This window comes from Pseudomonas sp. S150 (genome assembly GCF_004526365.1).
Taxonomy (GTDB): Bacteria; Pseudomonadota; Gammaproteobacteria; order Pseudomonadales; family Pseudomonadaceae; genus Aquipseudomonas; species Aquipseudomonas putida_A.
This window is the reverse complement of record NZ_CP038207.1, coordinates 4,444,438-4,461,106: the sequence shown is the minus strand read 5'-3', so window position 1 is coordinate 4,461,106 and position 16,669 is coordinate 4,444,438. Positions and strand designations below refer to the sequence as shown.

Annotated in this window: 12 protein-coding genes and 1 pseudogene; 2 read left to right on the top strand and 11 right to left on the bottom strand. The window is 61.8% G+C overall.

Features of this window, described 5'->3' with window-relative positions:
• Positions 1-54: 54 nt before the first annotated feature.
• The 7 genes and pseudogenes from E3Z29_RS20415 to E3Z29_RS20385 form a co-directional block, all read right to left on the bottom strand.
• Positions 55-574 (bottom strand): annotated as a pseudogene (locus E3Z29_RS20415) (Hcp family type VI secretion system effector).
• 457 nt (positions 575-1,031) lie between these two features.
• Positions 1,032-2,420 (bottom strand): VOC family protein, encoded by a 1,389-nt coding sequence (locus tag E3Z29_RS20410; protein WP_134786769.1) that lies wholly within the window; start codon positions 2,418-2,420, stop codon positions 1,032-1,034.
• Between the two features lie 88 nt (positions 2,421-2,508).
• Entirely contained in the window at positions 2,509-3,729 is a 1,221-nt protein-coding gene (glcF, locus tag E3Z29_RS20405) for a glycolate oxidase subunit GlcF (protein ID WP_134786768.1), read from the bottom strand.
• Between the two features lie 2 nt (positions 3,730-3,731).
• Positions 3,732-4,781: a glycolate oxidase subunit GlcE gene (gene glcE, locus E3Z29_RS20400; protein WP_134786767.1), complete on the bottom strand. Its 1,050-nt coding sequence runs from the start codon at positions 4,779-4,781 to the stop codon at positions 3,732-3,734.
• On the bottom strand, positions 4,781-6,280 hold the full coding sequence (glcD, locus tag E3Z29_RS20395) for a glycolate oxidase subunit GlcD (protein WP_134786766.1): 1,500 nt from the start codon (positions 6,278-6,280) through the stop codon (positions 4,781-4,783). Before glcD ends, glcE begins: the two co-directional genes overlap by 1 nt.
• Positions 6,281-6,487: 207 nt before the next feature.
• Entirely contained in the window at positions 6,488-7,414 is a 927-nt protein-coding gene (locus E3Z29_RS20390) for an alpha/beta fold hydrolase (protein ID WP_096796512.1), read from the bottom strand.
• Between the two features lie 21 nt (positions 7,415-7,435).
• Entirely contained in the window at positions 7,436-8,887 is a 1,452-nt protein-coding gene (locus tag E3Z29_RS20385; RefSeq protein ID WP_134786765.1) for an NAD(P)/FAD-dependent oxidoreductase, read from the bottom strand.
• Positions 8,888-9,077: 190 nt separating this feature from the next.
• Here E3Z29_RS20385 and E3Z29_RS20380 point away from each other — a divergent pair, with 190 nt between their 5' ends.
• Both E3Z29_RS20380 and E3Z29_RS20375 read left to right on the top strand, forming a co-directional pair.
• Complete coding sequence (locus tag E3Z29_RS20380) at positions 9,078-10,151, top strand: diguanylate cyclase (RefSeq protein ID WP_134786764.1); 1,074 nt, start codon at positions 9,078-9,080, stop codon at positions 10,149-10,151.
• A gap of 208 nt (positions 10,152-10,359) precedes the next feature.
• Entirely contained in the window at positions 10,360-11,595 is a 1,236-nt protein-coding gene (locus E3Z29_RS20375; RefSeq protein ID WP_134786763.1) for a M20/M25/M40 family metallo-hydrolase, read from the top strand.
• Positions 11,596-12,012: 417 nt separating this feature from the next.
• On the opposite strand, the gene E3Z29_RS20370 is transcribed toward E3Z29_RS20375, so the two are convergent.
• The 4 genes from E3Z29_RS20370 to E3Z29_RS20355 form a co-directional block, all read right to left on the bottom strand.
• On the bottom strand, positions 12,013-12,882 hold the full coding sequence (locus tag E3Z29_RS20370; RefSeq protein ID WP_007968750.1) for an oxaloacetate decarboxylase: 870 nt from the start codon (positions 12,880-12,882) through the stop codon (positions 12,013-12,015).
• Between the two features lie 185 nt (positions 12,883-13,067).
• Complete coding sequence (gene astA, locus E3Z29_RS20365; RefSeq protein ID WP_134786762.1) at positions 13,068-14,102, bottom strand: arginine N-succinyltransferase; 1,035 nt, start codon at positions 14,100-14,102, stop codon at positions 13,068-13,070.
• 61 nt (positions 14,103-14,163) lie between these two features.
• Positions 14,164-15,180: an arginine N-succinyltransferase gene (locus E3Z29_RS20360; RefSeq protein ID WP_134786761.1), complete on the bottom strand. Its 1,017-nt coding sequence runs from the start codon at positions 15,178-15,180 to the stop codon at positions 14,164-14,166.
• A gap of 118 nt (positions 15,181-15,298) precedes the next feature.
• Positions 15,299-16,648 carry an APC family permease gene (locus E3Z29_RS20355; protein WP_134786760.1) on the bottom strand — a complete coding sequence of 450 codons (1,350 nt, stop codon included), beginning with the start codon at positions 16,646-16,648 and terminating at the stop codon, positions 15,299-15,301.
• Between the last annotated feature and the right edge of the window lie 21 nt (positions 16,649-16,669).

Below are 16,669 nucleotides of genomic sequence, written 5' to 3'. Positions count from 1 at the left end.
CGTAAACAACATCGACCAGCAGGGCTGGTCGATGCTTGTAACGATCAGCCGTAATTAAACGACTGGAGCACGCCAGTCATCGGAACCCGAAGTACCGGATACTTCGTGGGTCCAGGTGATTTTGCGGTAGGTGAACTGCACTTCTTCCAGGTGGGTGAAGTGCGAGTTGCCTGGATCCTGGCAGTTGTGCATTTTGTTGTTGATGGCGACGATGATCGCGTCTTCCAGTTTGGTGGTGTAGTAGTGCTCTTGAGTACCTTGAGCCGAAGTACGGTACCACTGGATAACGATTTCGCTCATGCGCTCGCCGGAGGTCAGAGCCGCCGCTTGCAGCAGAGGCGAAGCCTTGTCGTAGACCTTGGTGATGATCACTGGCTTGTGCACGCGCTGACCGGTTGGCTGACCGGATTGTGGGTCACGCGGGATGATCACGTCGTGGCTGAAAGCCTGAACCATGACCTGGTCCCTCGTGGCCTTCCTGGTAGGTGTTGCCAACGGAGTCGGCGGTGAAGGCGCCGGCAGTGATCAGGCCTTGTTTTTCGCCGGTAACCGACATGTACGCTGGTGTTGCCATGGGGTGCTCTCCTTGCGGATAAATTTAGGGTGCCCGGGAGGCGAAATCGCCCGGTGGGTGCCTGACTGTTATCAAGGAGCGTGCCAGGTCTGTCGAAGGTCCCGGCAGCCGGGGGTGGAGTGGCTCTGGCGTGCGGTTTGGCCGATGTTTTTTGCTGAATCGAGAGGGAAAGTGCGCAACTTCTTGCGCAGTACTGCGCAAGAAGTTGCGCACTTGGCTGTAAGCCACGCCAGTCAAGGCCTGCAGCGCGATGAATCGCCTTTTTCACCGAACAAGTGCGCAAGAAGTTGCGCAGTAAGGCCAAGGGCCAGCGTCGAGCGTTTCGCCTTGTTGTCGCGACTGCGCTAGAGGCAACATTTGATTCTGTGGCGAGGGAGCTTGCTCCCGCTGGAGTGCGCAGCGCTCCCAAAACGAGGGCCGCTTCGCAGCCCAGCGGGAGCAAGCTCCCTCGCCACAGTCAGAACAGTTTCACGCCCAAAACCTGAGCACACTCCTCAATCGAGCGCCGCTGCGTCTCGGCATACAACCCCAACTCATCAATCGTCGCACGCCCAAGCGCCTGTTCGAATGCCTGACGGTTGGAGTGTTCGCCATAGTGCGTCTGCGCGGCATCCCCAAGATTCGACTGAAAAATCCCCGCCGCACTCACCGGCAGGAAATCTTCGTACACCAAGGGTTCAGCTTTCACGTGACCCTCGCGGAGCAAATCGTCCAGCGATGCCGACATGAGGCTACCCGCTGCCAAGCCTTTTTCGGTAGGGAAGTAGCGAAAATACGCCAGCTCCTGTTCGCGCATGCCGTCGACGCTGTCAGGAAATTCGCCAAAGTGCTGAGTCATCAGCTCGTTATAGCGTGCGGCGTTGCCTTCGTTGGGGAAGTCACCGAGTTCATCGCGCGCGGCATTCAACAGGCGGTCATACAGCGCCCGACCCTTGGGCGTCAGCGCCGCGCCGCGTTGTTCGATCTCGCCGAAGCGCGCGCTGTGGCTGCCACGGGTGTTGTGCTGGTCGGTGAAAGTGATCGGCTCGTCGAGCGCCTTGAAACTGGTTTGGCGCAGCAGGATCGGGCAGTGCCGACGCGGCGGCCCTTCGATTACCGCTTTCGGGGTGATGCCATGCACCGGCATTTGCGCCTGAACCTTGTCGATGTCCAGAGTGCGCGGGGTCAGGTGATTGATGTGCGGGCCTTTGAACGCCACCACGTCGGCGATCAAACGGTGCTGGGCGCTTAGGGTCTGGTACTGCGCGGCGGTGACGGTTGCGCTGTGGTGCCAGCGAAAGGTCTCCAGGGCCTGCAGGACAAATTCCTCCGCTTCAGGCTCATTCAGCCCACCCGCTGACTCAGCCTGCTCGATCAGGTGCAAGACAGTAGGGGTAAAGATCGAACGCTGATTCAGTACCGATTCGGCAAACGCGCGCAGCTCGGGATCTTCGATAAGTTCCAGACGCAGCAACGAAGTGAACACCCGAAACGGACTGACCTGCAGCGCCGCTTCATGCACCGCGCGAAACGCCGTGGAGTGCACCGGCACGCCCGCCGGGGTCAGGTCGTAATAACCCACCGGTTGCATGCCCATCACCGCGAACAAACGGGCGAGGGTCGCCAGCTCTTTGCCGGTACCGACGCGAATCGCGCCGTGGCGCTCCATGTCCAGCCGTTGGATTTCACCGGTGCTGTCGAGCTGCCGTGCGATGTCCGGCTGAGCCGCCAGCACTTCGCGATTGGTCTGTTCCACCAGTTCCATCAGCGCGCCGTACAACGGCACTTCTTCGCGGTACATGTCGGACATCGCTTTGGAGAAGCGTTGGCGGATCAGGTCGGGGCTGACGAAAGGCTGCACGGTCATGAAAAAAATTCCTGCCACGGTCACGTAATAGATGGAGGAAAAGATCGCAGTCTTCGCCGACGGCGGCAAACGAAGAATCCTACGAACTTCATTCTGCCAACGACTGATCCACCAGTTCGATCCAGTGCAAAACCTGGGTGCGCCCGGCGCCGGCCAGATGATTCTGGCAACCGATGTTGGAGGTGACGATCAGGTCCGGGCGATCGCTCTCCAAGGCATTGAGGCGGTTGTCGCGCAGTTGCCGGGCGAGGGTCGGTTGCGTCAGCGAATAGGTGCCGGCCGAACCACAGCACAAATGCCCGTCCGGCACCGCCGTGAGGTTGAAGCCCAGCCGGGTCAACAGTGTCTCCACCGCGCCGCCGAGTTTCAGCGCATGTTGCAAGGTACAGGGGCAATGCACGGCGATCCGGCGTTGGCTGGCGGCGCACAGTTTCTCCAGGGGCTCCCGGGCCAGGATCTGTACCAGATCCAGCGTCCGTTCGCTGATCTGCCACGCCTTGTCGGCGTAGCGCGGATCCTGTGCCAGCAAATGCCCGTAATCCTTGATGAACGCGCCGCAACCGCTGGCCGTCTGCACGATGGCTTCGGCGCCGTTTTCCAGCTGCGGCCACCACGCGTCGATGTTCTGCCGCGCGCGGTCGAGGCCCTTGGCCTGGGCGTCGAGGTGATAGTCCAGCGCGCCGCAGCAACCGGCCTCGGCCACCGGCGTCACGCTGATCCCCAACCGATCGAGCACCCGCGCCGTCGCATTATTGGTGTTCGGCGACAGGCCCGGTTGCACACAACCCTCGAGCAACAACACCCGCCGCGCATGTCGCGGAGCAGGGCGTGAACCGGATGCTGACGAGCGCTGCGGCAATTTGCTTTCGAACATTCGTGGCAGCAGGGGCCTGAAGGTTGTACCAACGCGCAGCAAACCCTTGAACATCCCGGGATTCGGCGCCAGTGCACGCAAGCCCTCGCGTAACAAGCGCTGGGCAGCGGGGCGCGGCACCGCCTGATCGACCACCGCCCGCCCGATATCCAGCAGGTTGTGATAGTCGACACCGGAAGGGCAGGTGGTTTCGCAGTTGCGGCAGGACAGGCAGCGATCCAGATGCAACTGCGTCTGCTCGGTGGCCGGCGCGCCTTCGAGCACTTGCTTGATCAGATAGATGCGCCCGCGCGGCCCGTCAAGTTCATCGCCGAGTAACTGATAGGTCGGGCAGGTGGCGTTGCAAAAACCGCAATGCACGCAGGTACGGAGGATTTTTTCCGCCTCGGCCGCGCGCGGCAGTTGTCGGGACTCTTCGCTGAGGGTGGTTTGCATGGCTAGAACTCCGCGTACATCCGGCCGGGGTTGAACAGCCCTTGTGGGTCGAGTTGCGCCTTGAGTTGCCGGTGATAACGCATCAGCGTGCGCGGCAGCGGCTGGAACGGTGTGTCGCTGGCGCCATGGGTAAAGCAGGTGGCGTGGCCGCCGAGTTCCTGGGCGAGGATCTGAATGTGCTCGTGATCGGACTTCAGCCAGCGTTGCGCGCCGGCCCAGTCGAGCAACTGCTGGCCGGGCAAGTCCTGCGGCCCGAGATTGTTCGGCAGCGACAGGCGCCACAGCGGCAGTCCTTCGTCGAAAAAGCTCAGGCGTTGCTCGTTCAAGTCGCGCCAGAACCTCGAATCCAGCGGCTCGCCGCCGAGCCGTTGATGCGCAGCGGTGACCGAACCTTCGCCGCCCTCAAGGCGCAGATACAGGCTTTGCCCGTCATGGCAGGCGCCGCTGATCGGCAACGGTTGCTGGCCCCACTCGGCCAACCTGGCCAGCGCCCGCGCGCAGTCGATATCGAGGCGGATGCTCAGGCATTGACGCGGTTTCGGCAGGACTTTTAGCGAGACTTCGGTCAGCACCCCAAGACAACCAAAACTGCCGGTCAACAGGCGCGAGAGGTCGTAGCCGGCAACGTTTTTCATCACCTCGCCACCGAAGCGCAGGTGCTCGCCGAGACCGGTGATGACCCGGGTGCCGAGGACAAAATCGCGCACCGAACCTGACCATGGCCGCCGTGGCCCGGACAGCCCGCTGGCGATCATCCCGCCCACCGTGGCGCTGTCGCCGAAGGCCGGCGGCTCGCAGGGCAACATCTGCCCGGCCGCGTCGAGCGCCGCGAGCAGCTCGCGCAACGGCGTACCGGCGCGCACGCTGACTACCAGCTCGGTCGGTTCATAGCGCACGATGCCGCGATGTGCGCGGACGTCGAGCACTTCACCGGCCACTTCGCGGCCGAGAAACGCCTTGCTGTTGCCGCCCTGAATCTTCAGCGGCGTGGCGTTGGCCCGGGCCTGGTTGACCTGATCGAGCAGCGCGCTGCTGGCGTCGAAATCAGCCATCAGAAACGCTCCAGTTCGGGGAATGGCAGTTGTCCGGCATGAATGTGCATCGCGCCGAATTCGGCGCAGCGGTGCAGGGTGGGGATGTTCTTGCCGGGGTTGAGCAGGCCTTGCGGGTCGAACGCGGCTTTGACCTCGTGGAACAGGCTCAGCTCAGCGCTGTTGAACTGCGCGCACATCTGATTGATTTTCTCGCGGCCGACCCCGTGTTCACCGGTGATGCTGCCGCCAACCTGCACGCACAATTCCAGAATCTTCCCGCCTAACGCTTCGGCGCGATGCAGTTCGCCGGGCTGGTTGGCGTCGAACAGAATCAGCGGGTGCATGTTGCCGTCGCCGGCATGAAACACGTTGGCCACGCGCAAGCCGTATTCGGCGCCGAGGCGGGCGATGCCTTGCAACACGCCGGGCAATTCGCGGCGCGGGATGGTGCCGTCCATGCAGTAGTAGTCCGGCGACAAGCGGCCAATCGCCGGAAAGGCGTTTTTGCGCCCGGCCCAGAAGCGCACGCGCTCGGCTTCATCGCGGGCCTGCCGCACTTCGCTGGCGCCGGCCTGGAGCATGACCTCGCGCACCCGCAGGCAATCGTCGTGGACATCGGCTTCGACGCCATCGAGTTCGCACAACAGAATCGCCTCGGCATCAACCGGGTAACCGGCGTGAATGAAGTCTTCAGCGGCGCGGATCGCCAGGTTGTCCATCATTTCCAGGCCGCCGGGAATGATCCCTGCGGCGATGATGTCGGCCACGGCACGGCCAGCCTTTTCCACCGAGTCGAAACTGGCCAGCAAGACCTTGGCGAGCTGCGGTTTGGGCAGCAATTTGACCGTGACTTCGGTGATGATCCCGAGCAATCCTTCGGAGCCGGTAAACAGCGCCAGCAAATCGAAACCCGGCGCATCGAGGGCGTCGCTGCCCAGCGTCAGACGTTCACCCTCGATGGTCAGCACTTCGATTTTCAGCAGGTTGTGCACGGTCAGGCCGTACTTGAGGCAATGCACGCCACCGGCGTTTTCCGCGACGTTGCCGCCGATCGAGCAGGCAATCTGCGACGACGGGTCCGGCGCGTAATACAGGCCGAACGGCGCGGCCGCCTGGGAAATCGCCAGATTGCGCACCCCGGGCTGAACCCGCGCGGTACGGGCCGCCGGGTCGATGTGCAGGATGTTGTTGAAGCGCGCCATCACCAGCAACAGACCTTTTTCCAGCGGCAGCGCACCCCCCGACAATCCGGTGCCGGCACCCCGGGCCACCACCGGCACGTTGTGTTGATGGCAGAGCTTGAGCAGGGTCTGCACCTGATCGAGTCGCCGGGGCAGGGCGACCAGCATCGGCGTGGTGCGATAGGCCGAGAGGCCGTCGCATTCGTAAGGCTTGAGTTCGTCTTCACGCCAGAGCAGGTCGAGATCCGGGAGGGCGCGCTGCAGGGTTTTCAGCAACTCGGCCTTGTTCACCTCCGGTAGCGGGCCGTCGAGGCGTTCGTCGTAGAGAATGTTCATTTCGACCCCATCGGCGGACGTGATTACCTGTGGTGAGGGGATTTATCCCCGATGGCTGCGCAGCAGCCCCAACCCAGAGAATGCGGTGTGTCTGATTCAGCTTAGTGCTGGAACTGGGGCTGCTGCGCAACCCATCGGGGCGGTGCGACGTTTCGCTGAATCCCCTCACCACAATAAATTCCCTCATCACAAGGATAGTGTTGGGACTCATCGCTGATTGCCCAGAAACTCCCGATACAACCGTGCGGTATTCCCCGGTTGTTCGACCATCGGCATGTGTCCGACGCCATCCCACACTTCGACCCGCAGATTGGCGATGCCCTTGCTCCACACCGGCACGCTGCTGACGTCGATCAAGCGGTCCTTGCGGCCCCACAGCAGCAGCGCCGGGCATTTGATCTCGGCCAGTTTCGGCTCCATCGGCGGGCTGGCGCGGAAGTCGCGGAAGATCTCTTCCAGTTCATCACGCTGACGTTCGTATCGCTGGGCGATGGCGTCCAGCACCAGCCCGGGCACCCACGGCGGCGAGGCCATGGTCATCGCATAAAACTGGCGGAACTCTTCCCGGGAGTTGATCAGGAACGGGTTATGCCCACGGGCGAGGTGGCGCTCCATGTCGCTGGCCTGCGGTGCAGTGACGCCGGCCGGGTCGATCAGCGCCACCGAGGCGATCCGCTCCGGGTAAGTTGCTGCCAGCCATGCCGCGATGTAGCCACCCATGGAGTTGCCGATCACGTGGACTTTCTCCACGCCGCACACGTCCAGCAGCTGGATCATGCGCTTGGCCTGCAGCGCAATGTCGTAGCCGCCACCGGCCTTGAACCCGGTTTCCCCATGACCGGCGATGTCCGGAATGATCACCCGGTACTGGCGGACAAAATGCCTGGCAAAGCGCAGCCACAGATTCTTCTCGGCGCTGTAGCCGTGCAGCATCAGGATCGCGCTGGCTGCTTCATAGGGACCACCCTGCCAGGTCGAGACGGTCATTTCGGCAATCGGCACCTCGATTTTGTGCAACTTGTACAACTTGGCCTCGAGCGCCGTGCTCAGGTCGTACAACCAATGGCCGATCGCTGGATAACTCAACCAGCTCCAGGCCACGAAAACCGCGAGAGCGACAAACAGCACAAGCATCGACGTCTTCCTTTTACGTGTTCAGGACAGAATGTGGTCAGCCGGTTTCAGCGTCCGGGTCAACCGGTAGTAGCTGAAACTGAAGCCCGGAAATATCGCGATCACATGACCGCTCTTGCTCTGATACCAACTGTGACAGCCGCCGGACTTCCACACCGTGCGTTCCATCTCACGGTGGATCATTGCAGTGTAGGTACGTTCCGCTGCGGGGCGCACTTCGATGCTGCGCAGGCCTTTTGACTGCAGGGTGTGGATGCAGTCGAGGATGTAATTCATCTGCGCTTCGATGATGAACAGCGCCGAGGTATGTCCGATGCCGGTGTTGGGCCCGGTGACGATAAACAGGTTGGGAAAGTCCGGCAGGCTGGTGCCCAGGTAGGCGCGCGGGTACTGCGCCCAGACATCCTTGAGTTGCACGCCGTGCCTGCCGGTGACCGGGTAGGAGACCACGCCGTCGGTGGCGTCGTAGCCTGTCGACCAGACGATCAGATCGACGTCGATGTGCTGGCCGTCGGTGGTGGTGATCCCGGTTTCATCGAGCGCGGCGATGCCTTGTTCGCGGCTGTGCAACGTGACATTGGGCCGGGTCAGCGCCGGGTAATAGGTGCTGGACAGCAGAATGCGCTTGCAGCCGATGGTGAAGTCCGGGGTGAGTTTTGCGCGCAATACCGGGTCCGGCACCTGTTGCTTGAGAAAACGCAGCGCCTGACGCTGAACCAGGTGAATCGCGGGTTTCGAGTATTTGAAGGCGATCACCCGGGTTTCGAATTGCCAGTAGAGCAGCCAGCGCAGCAGCTTGTACGCCGGTTTGACACCCAGCAGCCAGCGCTGGAAAGGCCCGAACGTGCGATCGGCGCGCGGCAGCACCCAATGTGGCGTGCGCTGGAACACGTGCAATTGCTCGACTTCGGCGGCTATCGCCGGAATCACCTGCGCGGCACTGGCGCCGCTGCCGACGATGGCCACGCGTTTACCGCGGTAGTCGTAGCTGTGATCCCAATTGTTGGTATGAAAAGTCTTGCCCTCAAAGCGATCCTGGCCGGGGAAGGGCGGGATCACCGGTTGGCTCAACGGCCCGGAGGCGTTGATCACGAACTGCGCGTAGAAAATCCCTTTGCTGGTGTGCACCGCCCAGCGCTGTTCGGCGTCGTCCCATTCGATGCGTTCGACGTTGGTTTGCAGCTCCACGCGCTCGCGCAGGCCGAAGCGCTCGATGACGTGTTCGGTATAGCGATGCAATTCGGCCTGGGCGGCGAACATCTGTGTCCAGGGAAATGGCGCAAACGACAACGAGTACAGCGGTGACGGCACATCCACCGCCGCGCCGGGGTAGGTGTTCTGGCACCATGTGCCGCCGAAAAAGTCCCTTCTTTCCAGCAAGCGAAAATCGTCGATTCCGGCCTTGAGCAAGTTGACCGCCGCGCATTGGCCGCCAAATCCGCTGCCGATGATCAACACTCGGTAGGTCTGCATGGGCCTCCTTCTTATAGTCGTTTTTCCGTTTTCGTCCTTTCAGGTATAGCTAAAAATTTGCCCTGTGCGCGACGGCGATGGCGCGGTATTCAGCGGCTGGCCGGTGATAGCTATTTAACGGCTGCCTGTTAGACTTCCAGCACATCCGTCTGACGGTGTGCGCAGGTTCCGTTGAGTGGTCGAGGCCCTTATGCGAAACAAGGGGGGAAAGGGACTTTCATTGGCCAGGAGGCTTTATACATCGCGAACCCTCGGGCTGGTGCTGGGGCTGTTGTGCGTGAGCGCGGCGATGTACCCGCTAGACCCGCCGCTGTGGGTCTGGGCGTTGATGCTGTGCAATGGCCTGCTCTGGCCGCACCTGGCGTTTCAATGGGCCCGTCGTGCCAGCGTTCCTTACCATGCGGAACACCGCAATCTGTTGGTTGATGCCTTTATGGGCGGCTTCTGGGTCGCCGCCATGCAGTTCAATCCGCTGCCCAGTGCCACCACCATTTCGATGATGGCGATGAATAACGTCGCCATCGGCGGATTACGTTTTCTCGCCGCAGGCCTGGCGGCGCAGATCCTCGGTATCGGCGTCGGCCTGGTGGTTTTCGCCCCGGCGTTCATCCCGCAAACCTCGCCTCTGCAGCTTTATGCTTGCCTGCCGTTGCTGATGCTGTACCCGCTGGCGCTGGGCTGGATCTGCTTTCGCCAGGCCTACACGCTGGGCCTGCACAAGCGTGAGCTACTGGCCCTGAGTCGCACCGACAGCCTCACCGGACTGCTCAATCACGGCGCGTGGAAGGATCAACTGGAAATCGCCTTTCAACGTTGCCGCCGGCAGCAGCAGGGCGCAGCGATCGCGTTGATCGACATCGATCACTTCAAGGCGATCAACGACACCTACGGGCATGTGGCGGGTGACATCGTGCTGCGCCAGTTGAGCAAAATGCTCAAGCAGAACCTGCGCGCTGCGGACGTCGCCGGGCGCTATGGCGGCGACGAGTTTTGCGTGATCCTGCCTGACCTGCCGCTGTTCAATGCCGCGCAGGCCATGGAAGCCTTGCGCGAGCGTTTCGCCACCCTGGGTTACGAGCAGAACCCGGCGCTCAAGGTCAGTCTGAGCATTGGTCTGGCGGCTTACGAACCGGCACACGGCGACGCGACCCGTTGGCTCAATGATGCGGATCAGGCGCTGTACGAGGCCAAGGCGAGCGGGCGCAATCGGGTGATCTGCAACAGTGATGATCTGCCGAAGCAGGAACTGCTCGATTCGGTCTGATCTATCACCGCCGTCCCCTGTGGGAGCGGGCTTGCTCGCGAAGGCGTTCTGTCAGCGGCATTGATGTCGGCTGACACTCCGCTGTCGCGAGCAGGCGAAGGCCTACAAGTGTTCGGTGTCGGCCGCAGAGATGTCGCATCCGGTATAGAGCCTTGCGTCGATGTCAGGTACGGTTTGAGTCCCCCCGACGCGAAACAAGGATCGATTCATGACGTTCGCATTCCCCCGCTCGCTGCTGGCCGCCAGCCTCGGCCTGTCCCTCGTCCTCAGCTCCGCCAGCGCCTTCGCCGAACCGCACAAGCAAGTGCTGGCGGATGCCGAGCAGTATCAGCCCGAAGCCCTGAAACTGCTGGAACGGCTGGTCAACATCGACTCCGGTTCCGGTTATGAACCGGGCCTGAAACAAGTCAGCGAGATCGCCATCGATGAGCTGAAGAAGCTCGGCGCCACCATCGAACTGGTGCCCAATACCCCGGAAAAATCCAATCATGTGCTGGCCACCTTCAAAGGCACCGGCAAGGCAAAAATCCTTTTGATGGCGCACATGGACACGGTGTTCAAGGAAGGCTCCGCGGCCGAGCGCCCGTTCCACATCAAGGACGGCCGCGCCTACGGGCCGGGGGTGATGGACGACAAGGGCGGCATCGTCGCCGGGATCTACGCGCTGAAAATTCTGAAGAACCTCGACTTCAAGGATTACGCGCAAATCACCTTTCTGCTCGACGCCAGCGAGGAAACCGGTTCCGACGTCGCCACCGACCTGATCAAAAAAACCGCCAAGGCTCATGACGTGACCCTCAACCTCGAACCGGGGCGTCCGGCCGATGGTCTAGTGGTGTGGCGCAAAGGCAGCGCGACGGCGCTGGTCGAGGTCAAGGGTAAGGCGGCGCATGCCGGGGTCGCGCCGGAACTGGGGCGGAACGCGGCGATGGAAGCGGCGCACCAGATTCTGCAACTGGGCAAACTCGGCGACGAAGCGAAGAAAACCACGATCAACTTCACCGTGCTCCAGGCCGGTGATCGCACCAACGTGATCCCGGATCACGCCACCGCCAAGGCTGACGTGCGTGCGGCGGTGCCGGAAGAGTTCGACCGGATCGAGAAAGACCTGGCGCGAGTGTCGCAGGACAAGCTGATCGCTGAAACCGAAGTCACCACCAGCCTCAAACGCGGACTGCCACCGATGCCGCAAACGGCGGAGTCGGATCGCTTGATGGCCATGGCGCAAGGGATTTACGGCGAGATCGGCCGCAAGCTGACCGAAGAGGGCAGTGGTGGCGCGGCGGATGCCAGCTTGTCCGCCGGGGTGGGTACGCCGACGCTGGACGGTTTCGGGATTGTCGGCGGCAATATCCATACGCCTGAGGAATACGCCGAAGTGGCGAGCGTGGCGCCGCGGATTTATCTGTTGTCGCGGATGATCATGGAGTTGGCCAAGCGCTGACTCCCTCGGATTGGCGGTGCTGCAACTGACGCCTTCGCGAGCAAGCTCGCTCCCACAATGGATCTGCGCCGAACACCACTGCTGTGTTCACTGAAGATCCACTGTGGGAGCGGGCTTGCTCGCGAAGGCGGCGGGTCAGGCTAAATGGGTGTTGAATGTGCCGACGTCATCGCGAGCAGGCTCACTCCTGCATGGGATCTGTGTTCAACACCACTGCTGTGTTCACTGAAGATCCACTGTGGGAGCGGGCTTGCTCGCGAAGGCGGCGGGTCAGGCTAAATGGGTGTTGAATGTGCCGACGTCATCGCGAGCAGGCTCACTCCTGCATGGGATCTGTGTTCAACACCCATGCTGTGCTCACTGAAGATCCACTGTGGGAGCGAGCCTGCTCGCGAAGAGGCCAGTCCTGACCGCAGCTTATTCCTTGACGCTCATGTATTCCTTCGCCCACAGAATGTAATCCTCAGGCTGGGTATAGGTGTGCGTCAGCTCGGTGGCGCTCAGGTCCGAGGCCTGGGTGAAGATCTGGCGTTGTTCGCGCAGGCTGTCGTAGGTCGCCTTGATCGCGGCGAAGTAGGCGCCGTGGCCGTCGATGGTCACGCGCACCCCGAGTTCGGCCAGGCGCTTGTCGTCGCGCAGCGCCGGGTTGCCGTAGGTCACCAGCATCAGCGGGACCGTCAGGTGTTCGGCGATTTGCTCGAGCTGATCGAAGTCCTGCACCCCGACCATGCAGATGCCGTCGGCACCGGCGGCCTGATACTGCTTGGTGCGGCTGATGATTTCCTGATTCGGCAGAATGCCGGCATTGGTGCGGGCGATGATTGCCATTTCCGAATCGACCCGGGCTTCCAGCGCCGCGCGGATCTTGCCGACGCCTTCGGCGACCGAGATCAGGTCGGTGGACTTACGGCCGAATTGCGCCGGCAGCAGGGTGTCTTCGATGGTCAGGGCGGCGACGCCGGCGCGTTCCAGTTCGACGATGGTGCGCATCACGTTGAGGGCGTTGCCGTAACCGTGGTCGGCGTCGGCGATCACTGGCAATTGGGCGACGCGGCCGATGCGGGTGGCCTGTTCGGCGAATTCGCTGAGGGTGATCAGGGCAAAGTCGGGGGCGCCCAGCACCTGCAACGAGGCCACGGAGCCGCCGAGGATCCCCACCTCAAAACCCAGGTCTGCGGCAATGCGCGCGGACATCGGGTCGAACACCGAGGCGGTGTGGTAGCAGGTGTCGGAAGCCAGCAATTGACGGAAGTTACGGCGCAAATCTTGATGGGAAAGCCTGGTCATACGAGTTCCACCAATACAAAGGAATGGAACGGCTTGAGCAAAGGTGTCAACGCCGAAGAATGAAAAGGCTATCACGCGAATGGGTCAAGGTTCATGACGAATTTGCGAGTGAGGCGTTGATGAAGGATCCAGCGGCTGAAAGGTTTCATCGGCAGTCAGCGGATTTTCACTGGCTAAACCGCAGATCAGGCCGCTACCGCCTGTTGCTGTTGCCTGGGCAGCAGCACGGCGCGCACCGAATTGCCCGGTTGCAGTTGCAGGCGCTTGGCGGTGAGGCGATCGACCACCAGGGTATTGCCGACCAGACGACCGGGGGCCACGGTGATGCGGCAGTTCTCCAGGCGCCGGTTGTGGATCAGCCACAACGGTGCCTGATCGTCCGGCGTGCCGAGACTCAGGGTCAGCGCCAGGCTGTCGCGCACGGTACGAATGTTGCCGATCGGTGCTTCGATCACCGGGCCACCGTCGAAGATGTCGATGTAGCCCTTATGCACAAATCCTTCTTCGCGCAGGATCTTCAGCGCGGGCTCGGTATTGGGATGCGCCTGGCCGATGGCCGCCTGTGCCTGTTCGGTGAGCATGCAGGTGTACAACGGCTGGCGCGGCATCAGTTCGGCGATGAACGACTTGTTGCCCAGACCCGACAAGTGGTCAGCATGGCTGAAGTCCATCTGGAAGAAATGCCGGCCCAGACTGTCCCAGAACGGCGAGCAACCGAGTTCATCGGCACTGCCGCGCAGTTCGGCGATCATCTTCTCGCCAAACAGTTGCGGAAACTCGGCCACGAACAGCAGCCGCCCGAGCGACAGCAGCCGTCCATTGTTGCCATGGCGTTGCTCATGCTGAAGGAACAGCGAACACAGTTCCGACTGGCCGGTCAGCTCGTTATTGAGAAACAGCGTGGGGATCTGCCGCGAAATGCCCAGATCCGGTGCCGAACTCACGGTCAGGCCGACTCGGTAGTTGTACCACGGCTCGCGCAAGCCTACCGCGCCGGTCAGGGCGCTGACGCCGATCACCCGCAGGTCGTCATCTTCAAGCACGAACAGATAATCGGCGTCGGCCCGTTCCACTTGTCCGGAAAACGCGCGCTGGGCCCAACGCACCCGGTGGGCGAGGCGATCCTCATTGGCCGGGAGGGTGGTGAACCCCGGGCCGGCCTGTTGCACCAGAGTCATCAGTGCTGGCAGGTCGCTGACTTTGACCGGACGGACGATCATGCGGTAACTCCTTGTACGCGCCGGTTCGGGCACTGTCGTTGGGTGTGCAGCCGGTGGCGGTTCACAGGGCTGTCACCCTGATCGTGCTGCCATCGGTGACCTTCAGTGCGGCACACAGATCCGGCGTCAGCGACAGCGGTTGCTCAGGCTGGTAATCCAGTTCGGCGACGATGGCCCGGAAGCCATGCAGTGCGTCGTTGCTCAGCAGGTAATGGCCGCGGGCGTCGATCTGCGCCTGCTCGCGCACGCTGGCTGTCTTGCTGTGGGCGATAGAACGGATGTTCGCGGTGCGCGCATACAGGGTCGGACCGGCGTCGAACAGGTCGATGTAGCTGTTGGTTTCAAAGCCTTCGCGTTCGAGGATGTCGAACGCTTCCTGGCCGTCCGGGTGAATCCGGCCGATGCACTCCTGTGCTGCCGGAGGCAGCATCGGTACGTAAATCGGGTATTGCGGCATCAGTTCGGCGAGAAACGTGCGGCTTTGCAGACCGCACAGGCGCTCGGCCTCGACGTAGGGCAGGTCGAAGAAGTGTTTGCCCAGTGCGTCCCAGAACGGCGAATGACCGTTCTCATCGCTATAGCCGACGATTTCGGTGATCACCGCATCGGCGAAACGTTGTGCGTGAGCGGCGATGAACAGCAGCCGTGCCCGCGACAGCAATTCGGAAAAGGCGCTGCGCACCAGTGCGTTGTCGATGTGAAACCCGCGCAATAGCGTGTGTCCGCTGAGGTCGTGACACAGTGACAACGCCGGCACCCCGTGCTCGATGTTCAGTTCCCGCGAAGCACTGGTGAAGTGGCGATTGCGCAAGCTGTAGAACGGTTCGTTGAAACCGGCCGTGGCGAGGATCTCCGAGCAACCGACCAGCCGTTGAGTGTCGAGGTCTTCCAGCACGAAGAAGTAGTTCTCCGGGCCTTGCGCCTGAATGTCGTTGTCGAACGAGGCACAGGAGCCGGCGATTTTTTCGCGCAGGCGTTCGCTGTCGTCAGGCAGCGACGTGACGCCGACCAGGCTGTCGCGGGCCAACTGCTGCAATTGCGGCAGGTCGGTTGTCTCGACTGGGCGTAAGACCAGCATGGATGCACTCCTGTATCAAAGGGTCCGGTGATCCCACCGAACCTGACTATCACTGTCGGTTGCCACGCTTTAAAGCGGCGGTCGCCTGATTTGATGTCAGACGCCGCTCTTTTTCTTGTCAGCCATTGCTCGGGTCAGGCAGCGCTGTGCTGGCGCCGAGCTTGTTCAGGAAGAACAGGTACACCAGACCCAGCGCAATCCAGATCAGGCCGAGTTTCTGCGCATCGACGCCCATGTTGTACATGATGGCGGCGACGATGATGAAGCCGATCACCGGGCAGATCAGATGGCGTACGACCTGACCGGATTTCTGCCGACGCCAGTAGTAGTTGATCACTGTCAGGTGCAGCAGCATGAAACCGCTGAGGGCACCGAAGTTGACCAGCGAAGTCAGGGTGTCGACCGAATTGATGAACAGGTAGCAGATCACCAGCGACAGCACTGCCACCAGATAAATGCTCAGGTACGGGGTGTTGTGCTTCGGGTGCACCTTGGCCAGGACTTTCGGCAACTTGCCGTCGCGGGCCATGCCGAACAACAGGCGCGACACTGCGGCTTGCGAGGTGATCGCCACCGCAACGCCCCAGGCCAGCGCGGTCGCCACCCCGGTCAGCGTCGCCAGCCAGCTGCCAGCCGCGATTTCGGCGATTTCATAGAATGCGGTGTCGGCGGACTTGAAACCCATGCCAGCAGCCAGATCGGTGGCGATCCAGGTCTGTACGACGAAAATCACGCCCATCACCACCAGAGTGATCAGCGCTGCGCGGCCGACGCTGCGGCCCGGATCGCCCTTGATTTCTTCGGCGAGGGTCGAGATCGCATCGAAGCCGAGGAATGACAGCACGGCAATCGACACCGCTTGCATCAGCAGGGCGAAATTGAACGTTTCCGGGTGATACAGCGGCGCCAGGGTCAGCTCGCCGTTGCCGCCGCCGTTGTGCAGGGCGTTCCAGGCGTAGAACAGGAAGATTCCCAGTACCACCAGCTGCGCCAGCAGGAAGATGATGTTCATCCGTGCGGTGAAGGTGATCCCGCGCAGGTTGACGAACGTCGCGCTGACCAGAAACGCCAGAATGAAGCCGACCTTCGGAATGTCCGGGTACAGATGGTTCAGGGCCATCGCCGCGTAGACGTACAGCAGCGGTGGAATCAGCAGGTAGTCGAGCAGCATCAGCCAGCCGGCGATGAAACCGACGTGTTGATTTAGGCCGCGTTGTGCGTAGGAATACACCGAGCCTGCGACCGGAAACGCCTTGGCCATGCTGCCGTAGCTCAGCGCGGTAAACAGCATCGCGATCATGCCGATGATGTAGGCCAGCGGCACCATCCCGGGCGCCTCGGCATTCACGTAGCCATACACGCCGAAGGGGGCGATGGGGATCATGAAGATCATCCCGTACACCACCAGGTCGGTCAGTGTCAGGCTACGTTTCAACTCCTGTTTGTAGCCGAACTCTTCTATTTCCATGAAGCGCAACTCCTTGTCAGC

Excerpts from the sequence above, each read along its gene's own strand:
- E3Z29_RS20410 (WP_134786769.1), bottom strand. The coding sequence starts at position 2,420 with ATGACCGTGCAGCCTTTCGTCAGCCCCGACCTGATCCGCCAACGCTTC.
- glcF (WP_134786768.1), bottom strand. The coding sequence starts at position 3,729 with ATGCAAACCACCCTCAGCGAAGAGTCCCGACAACTGCCGCGCGCGGCC.
- glcE (WP_134786767.1), bottom strand. The coding sequence starts at position 4,781 with ATGGCTGATTTCGACGCCAGCAGCGCGCTGCTCGATCAGGTCAACCAG.
- glcD (WP_134786766.1), bottom strand. The coding sequence starts at position 6,280 with ATGAACATTCTCTACGACGAACGCCTCGACGGCCCGCTACCGGAGGTG.
- E3Z29_RS20390 (WP_096796512.1), bottom strand. The coding sequence starts at position 7,414 with ATGCTTGTGCTGTTTGTCGCTCTCGCGGTTTTCGTGGCCTGGAGCTGG.
- E3Z29_RS20385 (WP_134786765.1), bottom strand. The coding sequence starts at position 8,887 with ATGCAGACCTACCGAGTGTTGATCATCGGCAGCGGATTTGGCGGCCAA.
- E3Z29_RS20380 (WP_134786764.1), top strand. The coding sequence starts at position 9,078 with ATGCGAAACAAGGGGGGAAAGGGACTTTCATTGGCCAGGAGGCTTTAT.
- E3Z29_RS20375 (WP_134786763.1), top strand. The coding sequence starts at position 10,360 with ATGACGTTCGCATTCCCCCGCTCGCTGCTGGCCGCCAGCCTCGGCCTG.
- E3Z29_RS20370 (WP_007968750.1), bottom strand. The coding sequence starts at position 12,882 with ATGACCAGGCTTTCCCATCAAGATTTGCGCCGTAACTTCCGTCAATTG.
- astA (WP_134786762.1), bottom strand. The coding sequence starts at position 14,102 with ATGATCGTCCGTCCGGTCAAAGTCAGCGACCTGCCAGCACTGATGACT.
- E3Z29_RS20360 (WP_134786761.1), bottom strand. The coding sequence starts at position 15,180 with ATGCTGGTCTTACGCCCAGTCGAGACAACCGACCTGCCGCAATTGCAG.
- E3Z29_RS20355 (WP_134786760.1), bottom strand. The coding sequence starts at position 16,648 with ATGGAAATAGAAGAGTTCGGCTACAAACAGGAGTTGAAACGTAGCCTG.